Origin of the sequence: Arthrobacter sp. 8AJ (assembly GCF_902506025.1) — a bacterium.
Classification (GTDB): domain Bacteria; phylum Actinomycetota; class Actinomycetes; order Actinomycetales; family Micrococcaceae; genus Arthrobacter.
In genome coordinates this window covers 3,608,759-3,625,556 of sequence record NZ_LR733289.1, presented here as the reverse complement: position 1 = coordinate 3,625,556, position 16,798 = coordinate 3,608,759, and the positions used below count along the sequence as shown (strand labels likewise).

General features: G+C 68.7%; 12 protein-coding genes and 1 pseudogene. 2 read left to right on the top strand and 11 right to left on the bottom strand.

The window, feature by feature from the left end; translation table 11 throughout:
• Positions 1–17: 17 nt before the first annotated feature.
• The 5 genes from BACI349Y_RS16770 to BACI349Y_RS20360 all read right to left on the bottom strand — a co-directional run bounded on the left by BACI349Y_RS16770 (position 18) and on the right by BACI349Y_RS20360 (position 8,898).
• A complete protein-coding gene (locus tag BACI349Y_RS16770; RefSeq protein ID WP_159633347.1) occupies positions 18–848 on the bottom strand; it encodes an Fpg/Nei family DNA glycosylase in 831 nt (276 codons plus the stop codon).
• A complete protein-coding gene (locus tag BACI349Y_RS16765; RefSeq protein WP_159633344.1) occupies positions 841–5,970 on the bottom strand; it encodes a DNA glycosylase AlkZ-like family protein in 5,130 nt (1,709 codons plus the stop codon). Before BACI349Y_RS16765 ends, BACI349Y_RS16770 begins: the two co-directional genes overlap by 8 nt.
• A 126-nt stretch (positions 5,971–6,096) precedes the next feature.
• On the bottom strand, positions 6,097–7,647 hold the full coding sequence (locus BACI349Y_RS16760) for an FAD-dependent oxidoreductase (RefSeq protein ID WP_159633341.1): 1,551 nt from the start codon (positions 7,645–7,647) through the stop codon (positions 6,097–6,099).
• A gap of 235 nt (positions 7,648–7,882) precedes the next feature.
• Entirely contained in the window at positions 7,883–8,539 is a 657-nt protein-coding gene (locus BACI349Y_RS16755) for a DUF4232 domain-containing protein (protein WP_201302466.1), read from the bottom strand.
• An 89-nt stretch (positions 8,540–8,628) separates the two neighbouring features.
• Positions 8,629–8,898 (bottom strand): hypothetical protein, encoded by a 270-nt coding sequence (locus BACI349Y_RS20360; protein WP_236560884.1) that lies wholly within the window; start codon positions 8,896–8,898, stop codon positions 8,629–8,631.
• On the opposite strand from BACI349Y_RS20360, the gene BACI349Y_RS16745 reads away from it, so the two are divergent.
• Positions 8,897–9,244, top strand: coding sequence for a hypothetical protein (locus BACI349Y_RS16745; RefSeq protein ID WP_159633338.1), 348 nt, complete (start codon positions 8,897–8,899; stop codon positions 9,242–9,244). The genes BACI349Y_RS20360 and BACI349Y_RS16745 overlap by 2 nt on opposite strands.
• Before the next feature lie 78 nt (positions 9,245–9,322).
• On the opposite strand, the gene BACI349Y_RS16740 is transcribed toward BACI349Y_RS16745, so the two are convergent.
• From BACI349Y_RS16740 to BACI349Y_RS16730, 3 genes and pseudogenes are all read right to left on the bottom strand, one after another.
• Positions 9,323–9,967 (bottom strand): NADPH-dependent F420 reductase, encoded by a 645-nt coding sequence (locus tag BACI349Y_RS16740; protein WP_159633334.1) that lies wholly within the window; start codon positions 9,965–9,967, stop codon positions 9,323–9,325.
• A 197-nt stretch (positions 9,968–10,164) separates the two neighbouring features.
• Positions 10,165–11,880 (bottom strand): thiamine pyrophosphate-dependent enzyme, encoded by a 1,716-nt coding sequence (locus tag BACI349Y_RS16735; protein ID WP_159633331.1) that lies wholly within the window; start codon positions 11,878–11,880, stop codon positions 10,165–10,167.
• A 37-nt stretch (positions 11,881–11,917) separates the two neighbouring features.
• A pseudogene (locus BACI349Y_RS16730) lies at positions 11,918–12,325 on the bottom strand (amino acid permease); the annotation flags it as partial.
• 304 nt (positions 12,326–12,629) lie between these two features.
• Here BACI349Y_RS16730 and BACI349Y_RS16725 point away from each other — a divergent pair.
• Positions 12,630–13,052 (top strand): Hsp20/alpha crystallin family protein, encoded by a 423-nt coding sequence (locus tag BACI349Y_RS16725; RefSeq protein WP_159633328.1) that lies wholly within the window; start codon positions 12,630–12,632, stop codon positions 13,050–13,052.
• Between the two features lie 171 nt (positions 13,053–13,223).
• Here BACI349Y_RS16725 and BACI349Y_RS16720 read toward each other — a convergent pair whose 3' ends face one another.
• The 3 genes from BACI349Y_RS16720 to BACI349Y_RS16710 all read right to left on the bottom strand — a co-directional run bounded on the left by BACI349Y_RS16720 (position 13,224) and on the right by BACI349Y_RS16710 (position 16,789).
• Positions 13,224–14,153: an NAD(P)H-hydrate dehydratase gene (locus BACI349Y_RS16720; protein ID WP_159633325.1), complete on the bottom strand. Its 930-nt coding sequence runs from the start codon at positions 14,151–14,153 to the stop codon at positions 13,224–13,226.
• Positions 14,137–14,928 carry a histidine phosphatase family protein gene (locus tag BACI349Y_RS16715; protein ID WP_364396592.1) on the bottom strand — a complete coding sequence of 264 codons (792 nt, stop codon included), beginning with the start codon at positions 14,926–14,928 and terminating at the stop codon, positions 14,137–14,139. The genes BACI349Y_RS16720 and BACI349Y_RS16715 overlap by 17 nt, the downstream gene beginning before the upstream one ends.
• A 169-nt stretch (positions 14,929–15,097) precedes the next feature.
• Complete coding sequence (locus BACI349Y_RS16710) at positions 15,098–16,789, bottom strand: alkaline phosphatase D family protein (protein ID WP_159633319.1); 1,692 nt, start codon at positions 16,787–16,789, stop codon at positions 15,098–15,100.
• Between the last annotated feature and the right edge of the window lie 9 nt (positions 16,790–16,798).

Genomic DNA, 16,798 nt, shown 5'->3' with positions numbered 1-16,798 from the left:
CCCACCCCTGCAGCACGTCAGGCGGGCGGGGGCTGGCACTTCGGGCAGAAATAGATGTCCCGCTCCTCTTCGCCGTTCGGCTTCCCCAGGAGTCCACGCTGGATGGGCGTGCCGCATTTCAGGCACGGCCGCCGTTCTCCGCCGTACACCCAGTAGCCGGGCCTGCCGGCCATCCTGCCCACCGGCAGCCCGCGGGTGTTGAGGATGGTGACGCGGCGCCCCGGACCCAGGTTGACCTCCAGGAGTTGCTTGGCGTCTGTGATCATGGTCCGCACGTCCGCGACGTCCGATACGGGAGTGGCCGGATGCACACCCGACAGGAAGCACGCTTCGCAGCGGTAGATGTTTCCGATCCCTGCGAGGTTCCGCTGGTCCAGCAGCGCGACGCCGATGGGGACCTCGGGGCGGGACCTGATGCGGCGTTCGGCTTCGTCCGGGTCCCAGTCCGGGCCCAGCAGGTCCGGGCCAAGGAAGCCAACGATCGAATCCTCGTTGGCGGTGGCCACCACTTCTACGATTCCGAGGGAGAAGCCGACGGCGTCAGCGACGGCCGTGCGCAGAACGCACCGGGCGGTGTAACCCGGCTTGCGCCACCTCCCGCCGGGCGGGTAGACCTGCCAGGCGCCTTCCATCTTCAGGTGCGAGTGGATGGTCAGCCTCTTGTCCTCCGGGCTGACCACCCGCATCAGCAGGTGCTTGCCCCTGGGGATCACCTCATCGACGGTCCAGCCGGACAGGTTCAGGGTGGCGAACCGGGGCACGCGGAAGTCCGAGGCAATCAGTGTCTGTCCCGCGAGGGCTTCATGCAGTTGGCGGGCGGCGCGCCAGACTGAATCCCCCTCAGGCACGGATCCTCAGTCCCTTCGGCGTGGAGTAAGCGCCGGCGGAGCTGAGGGCGACGGCGACCGGGGTGTCCAGGATTCCGTGCCCGTTCACCTTCTCCATGATCAGCTTGTCCACTGCTCCCCGCGTCACCACACCCACCAGCGCCGCACCTGCCGCCGCCAGGACGGCGTCGTCTTCGCTGAAGGCCAGCAGGGTCTTGCCGCCGCGCTCCACGTAGAGGACCAGCGCACCGTCTACCAGGACAACCAGGGCCCCTGCCTTCCGGCCGGGCCGGTGGCCGGTACCGGCGTCCGTCTGCAGGGCCGGCCAGGGGAGGGCCGCACCGTACGGGTTGGCGGGATCGGTGGCGGCGAGGGCCAGGGCCACGGGTTCGGCCTTGGCCAGCTGGGTGTCCTCCGAGTAGGAACGGAGCCGGTCAACGGTGGCCGGCACCGCGAACTGGGCGGCGCCGAGGTGCTCGATAAAGTAGCCGCGGCGGCAGCGGCCGGCTTCCTCCAGCCGTGCCAGCACCTTGTACATGAGTCCGAAGCCGCCGAGGATCTGCTCAGCGATGACGGAGCCCCTGGTGACCACGCCGTAACGGTCCAGCAGCAGTTCCGCGGTGGCACGGGCGTGGATGGTGGCATCGAGTTCAGGCTCGGGCAGGGCAGACCAGCGGCCCGCCACGGTGGGCGCCGTGGAGGCCCCCTGCGATCCGTACCGGCCCCCGGCCAGCCCGGGGGACCCCATCAGGCCGGTGCCATGGGAACGGCCCAGGCGGCTGAGCCGCGGTGCCCTGGCCCGGGGTGCGCGGGCCACCTGGCGGTGGGCTGTGTGGCCGCCGGCAATGAGTGCCCGGACAGGGGCGAACGTGTCCCCGGTGATCCGCCCGGCCCAGACCAGGTCCCAGAGCGCAGCCACCACTTCCTGGTCGCTGAGGACGGCGTCCATGCCTCCGGCCACCTCGGTCAGTTGCCGGAAGAAATAGCCGCCACCGTTGTTCCGCAGGTGGTCCAGGAGCCGTTGGCCGGCGTCCCCCGGTTCAAACTCGGGTGATGGGTTGAGCGTCAGCTCCACCGAGTCCGCAAGATGAAGGCTGATCCAGCCGTCATTCCCCGGAAGTGCGCCGGCCCCGGACCACAGGACCTCGCCGGCAGCCATTAGTTCATCCAGCATGGCCGGCTGGTAGTTGGACACCCGCGTGGCCAGCACCAGGGGTTCCCAGGCCGAGGCAGGAACGGGCACGCCCGAGAGCTGGTCGATGGCGGTGATGATGCCGTCCAGTCCCCGCAGCGAGGGCTGGCCGCGGCCACCGCCCGGGGTCCTGACATGCTGCCATGCCGGCAGGAAGCGTCCGTAGGCGGCGGCGTCCACCGGTTCCACTTCCGCGCGCAGGGCGGCCAGCGAACGACGGCGGAGCTTGCGCAGCACCCCGGCGTCGCACCATTCGCTGGCGATCGTGTGCGTGGTGCCGGCGGGGGAGCCAGCCGCAGGGGTGGGCAGTTCCTCTATTGCCTGGGTACCGGCCTCAAGGCCGGATTCCTGCGCGGACTCCCGGGCCGATTCCTGCGCGGCGCCGTTCTTTGGCCCGTCCTGTGGTGGGGAGTCCGGGTGTGCGGCGCCTGGTGTGGTGACGTGCGGCCGGAATTCGCCCTCCACCACGCGGCCGTCGGCCGCAAGGCGTTTCAGCGCGGTGCCCACTACTGCCACGCCCAGGCCCAGGCGGGCCGCTGCCTCCGCCGCGGTGAAGGGGCCGTGGGTGCGGGCATACCGGGAGACGAGGTCGCCCAGGGGATCGGCAACCGGCTCAATGAAGGCCAGCGGGACGCCCATGGGCAGCGGCACGCCGATGGCGTCGCGGAGGCGGGCTGCGTCTTCCACCGCCGCGAAACGTTCAACGCCACCGATGTTGACCTTGATGGCGCGGTTGGCACGCTGGAGGGCGGCCAGGTGGGCTGCCGCTTCCGCCACGGTGGCGGAGGGGGTTTCGGCGCGTGGAGCCTCCACGGGCTCAACCACCGGTTCGGCGGACTCATTGACCGCGGGTTCGGCGGCCTCAACCACCGGGCTTTCGGCAGGTTCCAGCCGCAAAGCGGCCTCCTCCGGATCCAGCGGGCCCAGCAGCCGCAGCAGGTCCGCCATGCCTTCCATGCCGCGGGCACGGCGGTCCGGGGCAAGGCGCTGCAGCTCGCGTTCGGTGGCGTCGATGACCTTGGCGTCCAGGAGTTCGCGCAGCTCCACCCGGCCCAGCAGCTCGTTGAGGAGCGTGGAGTCCAGCGCCAGGGCGGCGGCACGCCGCTCCGCGAGCGGGGAATCGCCCTCGTACAGGAACTGTGCCACGTAGCCAAAGAGGAGGGACTTGGCGAATGGCGAGGGCTGCTGCGTGGTGGTCTGCACGATCCGCAGTTCGCGCCGCTCCACGGACGCGGCGATGTCCTTCAATGCCGGCAGGTCGTAGACGTCCTGGAGGCATTCGCGCACGGTCTCCAGCACGATGGGGAAGGTGGGGTATTTCCTGGCCACGTCCAGCAGTTGCGCGGACCGCTGGCGCTGCTGCCACAGGGGCTGGCGTTTGCCGGGGGTCTGGCGGGGCAGCAGGAGCGCACGTGCGGCGCACTCGCGGAAGCGGGAGGCGAACAGGGCGCTGCCGCCTACCTCGGCCGTGACAATCTGTTCCAGTTCCTCGGGATCGAAGAGGAACAGCTCCGCGCCCGGCGGCTCGTCCTCCATCATGGGAACCCGCAGCACGATGCCGTCGTCGGCCGCCATGGCCGAGCCGTCCAGGCCGTAGCGCTGGTGGAGCCGCTGCCCCACGGCCAGGGCCCACGGCGCGTGCACCGGCATGCCGAACGGACTGTGCAGGATGACGCGCCAGTCGCCCAGTTCGTCGTGGAAGCGTTCCACCACCAGCGTGGTGTCGCTGGGAACCACCTCGGTGGCCTGTTTCTGCTCGGTGAGGTACTGGATGAGGTTGTTGGCGGCGAAGTCGTCCAGGCCGCTGGCCTTGCAGCGTTCGGTGGCAGGGCCGGCGTCGGACGCGGACAGTTCGCGGACAAACGCGCCCAGCGCGCGGCCCAGGTCCACCGGCCGGCCCAGGGAATCACCCTTCCAGAACGGCAGCTTGCCGGGCTGCCCGAACGCGGGGGAGACCAGGACGCGGTCGTGCGTGATGTCCTCGATCTTCCAGCTGGTGGCACCCAGGGCAAAGACGTCGCCCACCCGTGACTCGTAGACCATTTCCTCGTCCAGCTCGCCCACGCGGCGGCCGCCCTTGGGTGCGCGCGCCGGTTTGCCGTCCTCGGAGGGGGAAGCCGAGCCCTCCTGTTCAGTGCCGATGATGTAGACGCCGAACAGGCCGCGGTCCGGGATGGTGCCGCCGGACGTCACGGCCAGGCGCTGGGCTCCCGGCCGGCCCTCGATGGTACCGGCGTTGCGGTCCCAGATGATCCTTGGCCGGAGCTCGGCGAATTCGTCGGACGGGTACCGCCCCGCGAGCAGGTCAAGGGTGGCCTCGAAGGCCGACCGGGGGAGGGACGCGAAGGGCGCCGAGCGCCGGACGGTGCTGAACCACTCCTCCACGTCGATGCTGCCCAGCGCCGTGGCAGCCACGGTCTGCTGCGCCAGGATGTCCAGTGGGTTGGCAGGGATGCTGAGCCGCTCGATCTTGCCGTCCAGCATGCGCTCCACCGTGATGGCCGTGTGGACCAGGTCAGCGCGGTGCTTGGGGAAGAGGACGCCCTGGGAGATTTCGCCCACCTGGTGACCGGCGCGGCCCACCCGCTGCAGGCCGCTGGCCACCGAGGGTGGCGACTCCACCTGGACCACCAGGTCCACGGCGCCCATGTCGATGCCCAACTCCAGGGACGACGTTGCCACCACGCACCGCAGCCGTCCGGACTTGAGGTCGTCCTCGATGAGCGCGCGCTGGTCCTTCGACACGGAACCGTGGTGGGCGCGGGCCAGTACGGGGTCCGCGCCGGCGGAGCTTCCGGCCTGGGCCATCATGTGGGCCGGTGTGGCGGTTGACGCGGGAATGCCCGACGCCGGTCCATCCGCAGTGCCGGGCGCGGCCGCCTGCCCTTCCGGGCCGGGTCCGTCCCAGCCGCCGCCCACGGCAACCAGCTGGCGCTCTGCGTAGATCTCGTTGAGCCGGGCGGTGAGGCGTTCGGCGAGGCGCCGGGAGTTGGCGAAGACGATGGTGGACTGGTTGGCCAGGACCAGGTCCACGATCTTTTCCTCCACATGCGGCCAGATGGACGCCTGCGGCTGGAGCCCGGACGCGGGACCGGAATCGAAGGCACCGGCGGCGCCCTGCAGGTCCGACATGTCCTCCACCGGGACGGAGACCGTCAGGTCCCAGTTCTTCCGGGCCGGCGGCGCGACGATCTCCACGGGAGCCGAACCCGCAAGGAACTGCGCCACGAGTTCCCGGGGCTCCACCGTGGCGGAAAGCCCGATGCGCTGTGCAGGCTTGGGCAGGAGCGCGTCCAGCCGTTCCAGTGATACGGCAAGGTGTGCTCCACGCTTGGTGCCGGCCACGGCGTGGACCTCGTCGATGATGATGGTGTCCACCTCGGCCAGGGTCTCCCGGGCCTTTGACGTGAGCATGAGGAACAGCGATTCGGGGGTGGTGATGAGGATGTCCGGCGGGTTGCTCAGCAGCCCGCGGCGCTCCGCTGCGGGAGTATCCCCGGACCGGACCCCCACGGTGATCAGCGGGGCGGGAAGCCCAAGCCGCTTTGCGGTCTGCGTGATACCGATCAGCGGGGACCGGAGGTTCCGTTCCACGTCCACACCCAACGCCTTCAGCGGCGAAATATAGAGGACTCGGGTCTTACGCTTGGGCGCCCGGGCGCGCTTGCCTTTCGCGGGCACCTCCGCAGCGGCAGGCTCAGGGGCGTGGGACGCTGAGACCAGCAGCCGGTCCAGCGCCCAGAGGAAGGCCGCGAGGGTTTTTCCAGAGCCGGTGGGAGCCACCACCAGCGCATGCGAGCCGGAGGAGATGGCGTTCCAGGCCCCGGCCTGCGCCGGCGTGGGCTCCGAAAACGCGCCGAGGAACCAGTCCCGGGTGGGCCGGCTGAACTGGCCCATGGGCGCAGCCGTACCGGAGGCGCTACCGCCGGCAGGACGCTGTTCCTGGTTCATGCCTCCATCATGCCCCAAGGCACCGACACCCAACTCCGCGTTTGGCCCCGGCTCCGCCCCCAGCAGAAACCGGCCTGATCCAACCCAGGATGCCGCTTACTGATGTCCCGCGTAACGCAGCCCTGCTCACGCCGTCCCAGCCTGCGGCAGGTCCTTGGTGGCAGGGCCCTCAAGAAGCGTGCCCTCGTTCGTGAAGCGCGAGCCGTGGAGGGGGCAGTCCCACGCCTGTTCATTGTCGTTCCAGTGCAGGATGCCGCCCAAGTGGGTGCAGACCCCGGACAACCTGCAGGTGCTTCCACCAACGGTGGACACTGCCACCGGCCGATTGCCGTCGCGGTAGACCTTGCCCTGGCCTTCGGCCGGGGCAGTGGCCGGCTCCCCGGGAGCGGGCCAGGAAGCCCGGTCCTTGCCCCGCTTCAAGCCATCGAGCCTGCGGCCCTCGGCGGCCACCTTCCCCCAGTCAGAGGCCAGCCTGGCTGCCACACCGGCGTTCAGCGCGACGGCGGAGAACGCGCCGGCCGATGACGTGACGCGGTGGTGGATGGTGTCAGCCCACGGCACCTGGCCGCCAAGGATGTCAGCCGATATGCCCAGCGCTGCGGCGACGGCGTTGGTCATTCCCCACTTGTTGTAGCCGGTGCCGAAGTAGATCTGGCCCTTGCCCCGGGGGAGCTTGCCGAAAAACGGCATGAGGTTGGTGGGCATGTAGTCCTGCGCGGACCACGTGTGGGTGGTGGCAGCGCCGGGGTAATGCTTTCCCGCCCAGTCCAGCAGCCCGGCGAGGTGCGCCTTCTCGGAGTCCGTCCTGCCCACGTGATGGCCGTGCCCGCCCACGAGCAGCAGGTTCTTCCCGCCCACCTCGTAGTCGCGGAGCGAATGGGTGGGCTGTTCGACGGAAATGTACATGCCCGGCGGCGGCGCCTGGTCCTCCTGCAGTTCCAGCGCTGCCGCGTACGAACGGTCTGGCTTCAGCTTGGCGAAATAGAGGCCGCGGTCCAGGACCGGGATACCGGTGGCGAGCACTACCTTGTCCGCCCTGACACTGCCCCGGTCGGTCCGGACGGCGGAGGGCGCGTCCCCGGTGACGTCGCGAAGCCGCACGCCGCTGACAATGCGCCCGCCCCGGCTCCGGATGTCCGCCACCAGCGCGTCGAGGACATCCATCGGGTTGATCTGTGCCTGGTCACGCAGGCGGACGGCGCCGTGGACGGGAAACGGCAGGCCGGCGTCGCGCACGTAGTCCACGTCCAGTCCCGCGGTGCCGGCGGCGCTCATCTCTTCCCGCAGCTTCTCGGTGCCCTGGGCTGACGCAGCGTAGGTGTAGGCAGTGCGGCGCTGGAAGGGCACGTTTTGTTCCGTCAGGTAGCGCAGCAGCCACGCCTGGCCCTCCCTGTTCCCGTCCACGTACGCCTGCACCTGTTTCTGCGAATACTGGCGGGCGAGCTGGGACAGGAACGTGCCCTGCAGCAGGCTTACCTTGGCGGTGGTGTTGCCGGTGGTCACGGCGCCCGGGGAGCGGGCCTCCAGTACCAGCACGCTTTGCCCGGACCTGGCCAGCAGCAGGGCGGTGACCAGCCCGGTGAGCCCTGCACCCGCCACCACGGTGTCGTACCTCGAATCCGGTTCGAACGGATCAGAGGCAAAGGGAGCCCTGCGGTCCAGCCAAATCGACGTCATGCCAGTCCAACCTGCCTTCGGTCCACAACCCTCATAAGCTTCGTGATGGGTCCTTTATGCACCCCTGCTATCCGCGGCGTATTTGCTAAGTGTACTTATGATATTGGGGTTTAAGCACGACATCGTCCCCCTGCTCCTGGGCACTGCCGACGCCGGCCCAACCGGACGCAAAGGCGGCCCGGCTTGATAGCCGGGCCGCCTTTGTGTCACGGGGCCTTCCTGCGGGGCAAAGCGGTCAGGCGGGCTGGAATGCCCCGATGCTGAGCAGGGTGATTTCGGCGTTGCTGCAGGCCGTGGTGGGCTTCGGGATGAACAGTGAGTCGGTGTCCTCCGGCGGGTAGATCCGGTAACCGGCGGCGTCCACGACCATGCAGCCCTGGTAGTTTCGGGCCTGCGTGTAGCGGAGGACGGCGGTGCCGGTCTGGCCGGGAGCCAGGAGGACGTCCACGACGCCGGCCGAATCGTCCCGCGTGGCCGGTGCGCCGATGGGGGCCCCGGCGGCGTCCGCCACCAGGGAGACGCCGGCGTATCCCCGGAGGATGCAGGGGTCGGAACCCTTGTTGGTGAGGTTGAGCTTCATGTAGACACTGCCTGCCGCGCCGCCGCCGGATGCATCGGTGGCGGCGGTGAGCCCTGCCGCCTTGCACAGGCCGGGTTCCCCTGCCGCCGTGGTGCCGGGGGCGGGGGAGGCCGGGGTGGAGCTGGCGGGCGCCGACGATGCCGGAGGCGGCGTGGACGCCGTTCCCGTGGGGGACTGGCTGGCCTGCCCGGTGGCGGGCGACGTGGTCGTCTGGGACTGCGGCTGGCTTGGACCACATGCGGTGAGCAGCAGTGCTGACGCTGCTATCGCCGTCGTCATGGCAAACCCCTGGGAAATTTTCTGAGACCTCATGGCACCACCTTCGCGGTAGCCGTTGCCCACGTCAACGATGCCGCATGCACTGGCAGCAATTTGATGCCCGGATCGTGATGATCCGGGCATCAAATGCGTCGTGACTGGTTGCCGGTTGCCGCGTCACCGGCCGCCGCGGCAGTGGGGGTGATCGAGGGTGCGGGAGCCTTCAGGTCGTGCGGGTCCTGGCCGTCGGCGGCGACCTGGGATATCAGTCCGCTTGGCCGCTTTCGCAGGTCGGCGGCGTCGGGAAGTGCAGGGTTGCGTGGAACTGTCGGGAAGCTCTCCGGGCCTGTGACGGCGTTGAGGGCGGCGTTAGACTGCCAGCGTACGTGTTGGCGATCGAAGGAGAAGTTCATGGACTACACCGGAAGCCAGTCGGAGAAGGTCGTTCACGCCGGTGAACTGGGCCGCAGCCATATTGGGCAGACAATCAGCTTCCAGCCGAACGAGTTCACCGTCGTCTTCGGGAAGCTCGCAGGCATCGCACGGACGGAAGCCATGGTCTACCTGTCCCTGGCGGGAGTGGGAAACGGCACCCACCTGAAGGACGAATACGATCTGCCCGTGACCCATGAGGTTTACGTGCCGGTGGACGTCATTTCCAACGCGGAATCCACCATCAAGGACCTGTTCGGAAAGGTCCAGGAGAACCTCCGCGGGGCCGGCCACAAGGGCGGCGAGGACCGGACGGACCGGCTGTAGCCTGGGGAAAGCGACAAAGGGAAGGCCGGCACATTCGTGCCGGCCTTCCCTTTGTCTTCCAGCTGCATACCTTCCCGGCTACGCCGCGGGAACGAACCTCAGGGCAGAGTTCCACTGGAACTGCGGCAGCTGCTCATTGGCTGAGAGCAGGATGTTCAGGAAACCGGTCTGTTCCAGCTGCCGTGCGCGGCGGAGCGGTCCCACCATGATGGGGGTCAGGCCGGCGGCAGAAGCGAAGGCGGCCACGGCGGCGACAGCGTCGTCATCGTCGCCGGCAACCAGGACGTCCAGCGGCTGGCCGGCCACCTTGCCCGCACCCAATGCGGCGGCGAAGGTGGTGTTGAACGCCTTGACCACTTTGGCTCCGGTGGTCTTCTGCAGTTCTTCCGCGGCGGAGCTGCCGGCGGGAACGGAGAGGCCTTCAAAGGTGGAGAAGTCCACCGGGTTGGTGATGTCCACGTAGACCTTGCCGTCGAGGCTGTCGCCGTAGCGGGCCACGATGTCCTTGGCGGCGTCGAAGTACACAGCCGGGATGACGATGGAACCGGTGATGGCGTCGCCCAGCACGCCGGTGCTCACCTGGCCTGTGAATTCCGCGGCCAGGGCGTCGGCCTTGGCCTTGTCCCCGTGGGCCAGGATCTGGACGCTGTTGCCTCCGTCGACGGCGCGGGCTGCAAGTCCGCGGGCCATGTTGCCGGTGCCAATGATGGTGATGTCAGTCATGATGTTCTTCTTTCCAAAGAGGCGGGATAGGAAATTCACTGCAGTCCTTCGTTGAAATGCCCTTACTTGAAGCTTCAACTACAGCAGTTGCCGTTCTATTCCGCCGACCGGCAATTAAACCCAAACGGACGACGGCGGGAGGTCCCGCCGTCGTCCGCGTCACCGGATGAAGCCTGCCGCAGCAGCGGCACGTTGCCTCAGTACGCCTTGACGCGCTGCTCCACGATGAGGTGGATGAGGGCAAACACCCCGTCATCGTCGATGGCCGCCAGCGCGGCATCCAGGGCGGCCGGCACGCCGCGGTCCTCCGTGACGGTGATGCCGAAGCCGCCGAAAGCCCTGGCCATCAGCGCAAAATCCGGGTTCTTCAACTGCGTTCCGGACACACGCTGCGGGTAGTGCCGTTCCTGGTGCGTGCGGATGGTGCCGTACTCCTGGTTGTCCATGACCACCACCAGGGGCGTTGCACCGTACTGGGCGGCGGTGGCGAGTTCCTGCCCGTTCATGAGGAACTCGCCGTCCCCCGCGATGGTCACCACCCGCCGCCCGGGCTCAGCCAGGGAAGCGGCGATCGCGGACGGTACTGAGTACCCCATGGAGCCGTTGCGGGCGCTGATCATGGACGCGTACCGGCGGGTGGGGAAATACCGGTGGGCCCAGTTGGTGTGTTCCCCGGCCCCGAACGTCACCATCGCGTCCCCGGGAAGACGGGGCACCAGGTTGGCCATCAGGGTGTCCATCCTCGCCTTGCCCGGAGCCGGCACCGCAGAAGGGAGCGCCGCGAAGCTTTCCTGTTCTCCCCGCATCCTGGCGGTCCAGGCCTTCCACTCCTCCTTGACCGGCAGGTCAATGCCCGCCAGGTCGCGGACGAACGCGTCCGGTTTGGCCAGGATCTGCCGTGACACGGGTCCGGACCGCCCCCGCAGCGACGGGTCCGCCGTCACCAGGAAGTTCTTCTTGCTCCAGTCCTGGCGGCACACGAATCCGTCAGTGATCACATCTCCCGGCACCGTGCCCACGAACACCAGGAGGTCGGTCTCCTCCAGGAGGTCATACGTGGGGCGCGGCCGGCCGTACCCGATGGGCCCCACGTAGGATGGCGAATCGAAGGACACCGTGCCCTGCGTGCGCCATTCGGCGGCGGCCGGGATGTGGTGCCGCTCCAGCCAGGCGGTGAGCTGCCCGGCTGCCTCCTGCGTCCAGTCGTTGCCGCCGGTGACGAAGAGCGGCTTGTTGGACTCGGCCAGGGCCGCCTTCAGCGCCGCGGAGTCCGTACCGCTCAGGCCCCCTGCGGCTACGGGTATCGCAGGGTGGAGAACCGGGCTGACCTGCTGCCGGATCACGTCCTCCGGCAAGCCGACAACCACGGGTCCGGGCCGTCCGCTCATCGCCGCAAACATGGCCTCGGCCACGATTTCGGAGGCCCGCTCCGGATGGTCCAGGACCATGACGCGCTTGGCGCCGGTATCGAACCAGGACTTGATGTCGAATTCCTGGAACGCTTCCCGGTCCCGGTGGGCAAACGGGATCAGGCCCACGAAGAGCAGCATGGGGGTGGAGTCCTGCCAGGCGGTGTGCAGGCCCACATGCGCATTTGCGGCGCCCGGCCCCCGGGTGACCATCGCGACGCCCGGGCGCTGCTGCATCTTGCCGTCCGCCTCCGCCATGTACGCAGCGCCGCCCTCATGCCGGCAGACGATGGTTTCGATGCTGGACTGGTGCAGGCCGTCCAGCACGTCGAGGAAGCTCTCGCCGGGAACCACGTAGGTGCGTTCCACGCCGTGGGCCACCAGCGAATCGACGATGACGTGGCCGGCGGATTTGAGGGCGGGCGCCACACGGTCCTGGTGGTGGACGACGGCGGCGGGCTGGGGACGGGAGGTGGTCAGGGTGGGCTGCGGCTCTGGTGTCATGGTCTTTCTTCAGCTCGGAGGGTTGCAGGCGTTGTAGTCAGGAAATGGGCGTCCGGTTGGCGATCACGGGTGCTTTGCCGGTGAAGCCTTCGCGGGTTTCGGCGATTTGGCGGATGCGGTGGCGGCAGGCGTACCAGCCGAGGACCATGAGGATGGAGGCGATGGCGGTGACGAGCATGGTCAGGGGTGAGTCGATGAAGACCATGATGAGGACGCCGACGAGGAAGAGGAGGGAGAGGTAGCCGGTGTAGGGGGCACCGAACATGCGGAAGGAGGGGCGTTCGACCCAGCCTTTGTCGGCCCAGCGTTTGAGCTGGATTTGGCACAGCACGATGGTGGCCCAGGTCATGATGATGCCGACGGAGGCGATGTTCAGGACGATTTCGAAGGCTTCGGCCGGGACGAGGTAGTTCAGCGGGACCCCGAGGAGGGAGACGACGGCGGTGAGAACCCGTTCCCCGCACCACCGTCACCGGGGCCGCTGCCCGTCCCGGACCCGGGCCCCGCTCCGCTCCGTCCGGACCCCACCAGGGACTGACCGCAAACCTTGGAAGGGGGCTTCCGCCGGCTGCGTATGCGCAGGTGGAAGGCCCCTTTTCCGTGCCTGGGCAAGGGCCGGAAAACCACCAGAATCCGCTGCCGCAAACTCTTGCAGACTTACTCCTCCAGTGCTAAAAAATCTATATCAGCCACTACAGATCGGCTGATACGGAAACTGTGTTGGACCATCTCTTACGAGGAGGGAAGCCATGTTGATGCGAACCGATCCGTTCCGCGAGCTGGACAGGCTGGCCCAGCAGGTCCTCGGCACGGCTGCACGCCCGGCGGCGATGCCGATGGATGCATGGCGCGAGGACCAGGAATTCGTCGTGGCCTTCGATTTGCCCGGTGTTTCGGTGGACTCGGTGGACCTGGATGTTGAACGGAATGTCCTGACGGTGCGGGCCGAACGCCCGGACCCGGCGGGCAAGGACATCGAGCTGGTCGCCTCTGAACGGCCGCGCGGCGTCTTCAGCCGCCAGCTGATCCTTGGCGACACCCTGGACACCGAACATGTCAAGGCCAGCTACGACGCAGGTGTCCTGACGCTGCGCATCCCGGTCGCCGAAAAGGCCAAGCCGCGCAAGATCGAGATCGAAACGAAGGGGGCAAAGCAGGAAATCGCCGCTTAGTTCCACACAGGACCGGGAGGCGGGCACATCTGTTGACTGCCTTTTTGGGGCGAATCGCCATTCTGTGCACGCCACAGCGCCAGACAGCGCACCGGCAGCGTAGGCCTTAACCTCCCGCCACGGTGGCCCCCGGCTTCGGCCGGGGGCCATCCACGCGTCCGGGGACTTGCGTCAGACGCTGAGCTCCAGCATCAGGGCGGGCAGTTCATCGGCGAGTTCGCGGGCCAGGAATCCCAGCGGCCCCAGCCTGCTGGCCAGCCGGTCCGCTGCCGCCGCGTGCAGGTGGGTACCCCAGCAGGCCGCCTGGGCGCCGGTGGTTCCGCGGGCCCGGAGCCCGGCAATCGCCCCTGCCAGGACGTCGCCGCTGCCGGAGGTCCCCAGGCCGCCGTAGCCTGTGGTGATCTTCCAGAGTTCGGGTTCGTCCGGGTCCGGGCCGGGCGGCCGGGCGATCAGTCCCTGGCAGCTGACCACGGCGCCGTACCGGGCGGAGATCTCGGCGAGGTCCTTTTCGAGGTCCGCCACGTCCCGTCCCAGCAGGATGCTGGCTTCGGTGGGGTTCGGGGTGAGGATCAGCCGGCCGCGCCAGGGGTCCAGCTGATCCTCGAGCTGCACCAGGGCGCCCAGTGCGTAGGCATCGAGGACGACGGCGGGCCGTTCCGTGCCGTCCGGATCGGAGGCTCCGTCACGGCCTGCCTCGCGTTCCAGCAGCGCCTCGAGCAGTCCGCGGGCCAGGTCCGGATCATCCAGCCCCGGCCCCACCAGCACGGCGTCCGCCCGGTCCAGGTAGGAGGCTATCGGCGCCAGCTCCGGCTTGACGGATCCCCCCGGAGTTTCCGGCAGGCCAATGGCGCCGCACTCCGGCAAGGCAACCCCCAGCTGCACGGCCACCGATTCCGCCACCGCCAGTGTGAGCTTCCCGGCCCCCGCGCGCAGGGCCGAAACCCCGGCCAGCAGCGCAGCACCGGGAGTGGCCCGGGCGCCGCCCACCACCAGCACGGACCCGCGAGAGTACTTGTCCGCGCCCGGCGCCGGCAGCGGCCATTCGCGCAGGAGTGACGGCGCTACCAGTGTGGCGCCGGAGGAGTCACCGCGGCCGGACACTGGTGTCTCCCGCGTGCTCGGTGACAGTGACGCCCTGCTCCGCCAGGTGGTCGGCCACGTTGAAGCTTTCCAGCGTCCACGGGCCCACCCCTGAGGGCCGGACGAACCGGGTGATCGAGGCGTTAAGGATGGCTTCCGTGGCCGCGAGGTCCAGCAGTTCCTTTTCGCTGAGTCCTTCGAGGACATACCGGAACAGCATGATCACGGCGTCGTGGCACACCAGCATCACCCGGTGGCCGGTGCCCAGGTTGTTCAGTTCCGCCAGCACCGACCGCAGCCGCAGCGCTACGTCGGCCCAGGATTCCCCTCCCGGCGGCCGGTAGTACAGCTTGCCCAGCCATTCCCGGCGCTCGGATTCCTCGGGGTAGCGGTTCTCGACGCCCAGCCGGGTGAGCCGGTCCAGGATGCCGAGCTCGCGGTCGCGGAGCCGCTCGTCGATGCGCACCTCCAACGGCCAGCCGGCGGTTTCCACCGCAATCTCGGCCGTCTGCCGGGCACGCGCATAGGGGGAGGAAACCACTGCGTCCGGGCGGAACTCCCCGGCAATTCGTCCCAGCGCGGTGCCCAGCGCCTCGGCCTGGTCCCTTCCCGTTCCGGACAGGTCCACGTCCGCGTCCCGGGCGGGAACCTGGATGACCTCCACGCCGGCCTCACGCGCCTCGGTGGCCGCAACGTTGCCTTCGCTCTCGCCATGCCGGATCAGCAGCAGCTCCACCGCCCCGGCCTCCTGGACCGCCTCCGTCAGGCCGTCGTCGTTCGAAGATCCACCGTTCACAAAACCACCCCATCCTCGCCGTGCAAAACCGTGCCTCATGCCGTGCCGAATTCAGGAACACTACCAACGGCGTACCCGGGGGCGGCGGAAAATAACGGACGACGGCGGCAGGGCACCGTGGGTGCGCGCGCCGCCGTCGCCATCGCAACAGAACGGGATGGAACCGGCGTTACCGCTCGGGCGTCAGGACCTTGGAGAACACCGTGCCGCCGTTGGCGTTGCGGAGGCTCACGGTGAAGCTGTTGTCCTCACCGAGCTGGACGTGCCCGAAGAACTGGTTCTCGCCGTCGCGCGGGGACTCGCCGGCAAAGCGCCCGGTTTTGGAGAACACCACCTCGGGGCCAAACGTGGCGTCCATGGAGTTGGGGCCAAAGGAACCTGCCGCGATGGGACCGGCCACGAACTCCCAGAACGGGTCGAAGTCGGTGAAGGCGGCCCGCTCGGGCGAGTAGTGGTGGGCGGCGCAGTAGTGCACGTCCGCGGTAAGCCACACCGTGTTCTTCACGCCGTTGCGCTTGAAGGCACTCAGCACCCCGGCGATTTCCAGCTCACGGCCCAGCGGGGCTCCGGCGTCGCGGTTGGACAGGCTCTCCTGGTTCACCGGGCCGTCCGGGACCACCACTCCCAGCGGGAGGTCGTTGGCGATCACCTTCCAGATGGCCTTGGACTTGGAGACCTCGCTGACCAGCCAGTCCACCTGCTCCTGGCCCAGGATGGCGGTGGCGTAGGGTTCCTTGCCGTCGGTGTTGGGGGACTTGTAGGTGCGCATGTCCAGGCAGAAGATGTCCAGCTGGGGACCGCGGGAGATCTTCCGGTAGATGCGGGCCGGCTGGTAGGTGCCGGCGTCGTCGAATGTTCCCGGACGCCAAAGGGCCGAACTGTCGGCGATGGGCATGTTTTCCTGCCAGGCCTGCCGGCCGCGGGCGGCGAGGGTGTTGACGTCCCGCACGGTGTAGCGGGAGTCGTCCAGGATCTGGCCGGGGTACCAGTTGTTGTGCGTCTCGTGGTCATCCCACTGCGCAATCACCGGCACGTCCGCGAACAGGGCGCGCATGTTGGCGTCCATGGAGTTGTAGCGGTGCCGGCCGCGGAACTCGGTGAGCGTCTCGGCAACCTTGGACACCTCTTCCGTCACCAGGTTCCGCCACACCTGCCCATCCTTTTCCACCACGGTTTCGGCGATGGGGCCGTCGGCGTAGATGGTGTCGCCGGAGTGGATGAAGAAGTCCGGGCGGGTCTGGTGCATGGCACGGTAGCCGCGCATGCCGCCGATCTCCTCGTTGATGCCCCATCCCTGGCCGGCCGTGTCACCGGTCCACACAAAGCTTTGCGCGGACGACGCCGGGACCTCGCCCCCGTTGCTCGTCCCGCCGGTGCGGCCCTTGCCGTTGACCGTCCCGGCGTCCGGTGCCGTGCGGAAGCTGCCGCTGACCGCCTCGCCGGCCGCGCCGCCGTCGTCCTCGAAGCTGATTTCCAGCGCGAACCGGGTGTTGGACGGCAGGTTCCTGGCATGGATCTTGGCGGTGAAGTCGGACGCCTGGGTGGCGCGGGGCCCGCGGAGGACCCGCTCAAAGGCGCCGCGCCCGCGCAGGACCTGGCCGGCGTCGTCCACTGCCCGCAGGACCGCCGTCATCCGCCCGGCGCCCGAGGCACGGGACCAGAGGACGGCGGAATCGGAGGTGACGTCGCCGGTGGCGATGCCGCTGGGCAGGGTGAGCCGGTTGCGGACCAGCGCGACGCCGGCGGGAGTCTGGGTGGCGGCCGTTGCGTTGGCTGCGGGAACGGAGGCCAGCGCGGCGGCGAGGACGGAACTCTTGACGATGGTGCGGCGGGAAACCCCTGCCTGGGAAGACTCAGTCATGTCCTCAGG

Bases quoted from the DNA above. Each gene is read 5' to 3' on its own strand.
- BACI349Y_RS16725 (WP_159633328.1), top strand. From the start codon at position 12,630: ATGTTGATGCGAACCGATCCGTTCCGCGAGCTGGACAGGCTGGCCCAG.
- BACI349Y_RS16710 (WP_159633319.1), bottom strand. From the start codon at position 16,789: ATGACTGAGTCTTCCCAGGCAGGGGTTTCCCGCCGCACCATCGTCAAG.
- BACI349Y_RS16760 (WP_159633341.1), bottom strand. From the start codon at position 7,647: ATGACGTCGATTTGGCTGGACCGCAGGGCTCCCTTTGCCTCTGATCCG.
- BACI349Y_RS16755 (WP_201302466.1), bottom strand. From the start codon at position 8,539: ATGAGGTCTCAGAAAATTTCCCAGGGGTTTGCCATGACGACGGCGATA.
- BACI349Y_RS20360 (WP_236560884.1), bottom strand. From the start codon at position 8,898: ATGAACTTCTCCTTCGATCGCCAACACGTACGCTGGCAGTCTAACGCC.
- BACI349Y_RS16765 (WP_159633344.1), bottom strand. From the start codon at position 5,970: ATGAACCAGGAACAGCGTCCTGCCGGCGGTAGCGCCTCCGGTACGGCT.
- BACI349Y_RS16735 (WP_159633331.1), bottom strand. From the start codon at position 11,880: ATGACACCAGAGCCGCAGCCCACCCTGACCACCTCCCGTCCCCAGCCC.
- BACI349Y_RS16745 (WP_159633338.1), top strand. From the start codon at position 8,897: ATGGACTACACCGGAAGCCAGTCGGAGAAGGTCGTTCACGCCGGTGAA.
- BACI349Y_RS16740 (WP_159633334.1), bottom strand. From the start codon at position 9,967: ATGACTGACATCACCATCATTGGCACCGGCAACATGGCCCGCGGACTT.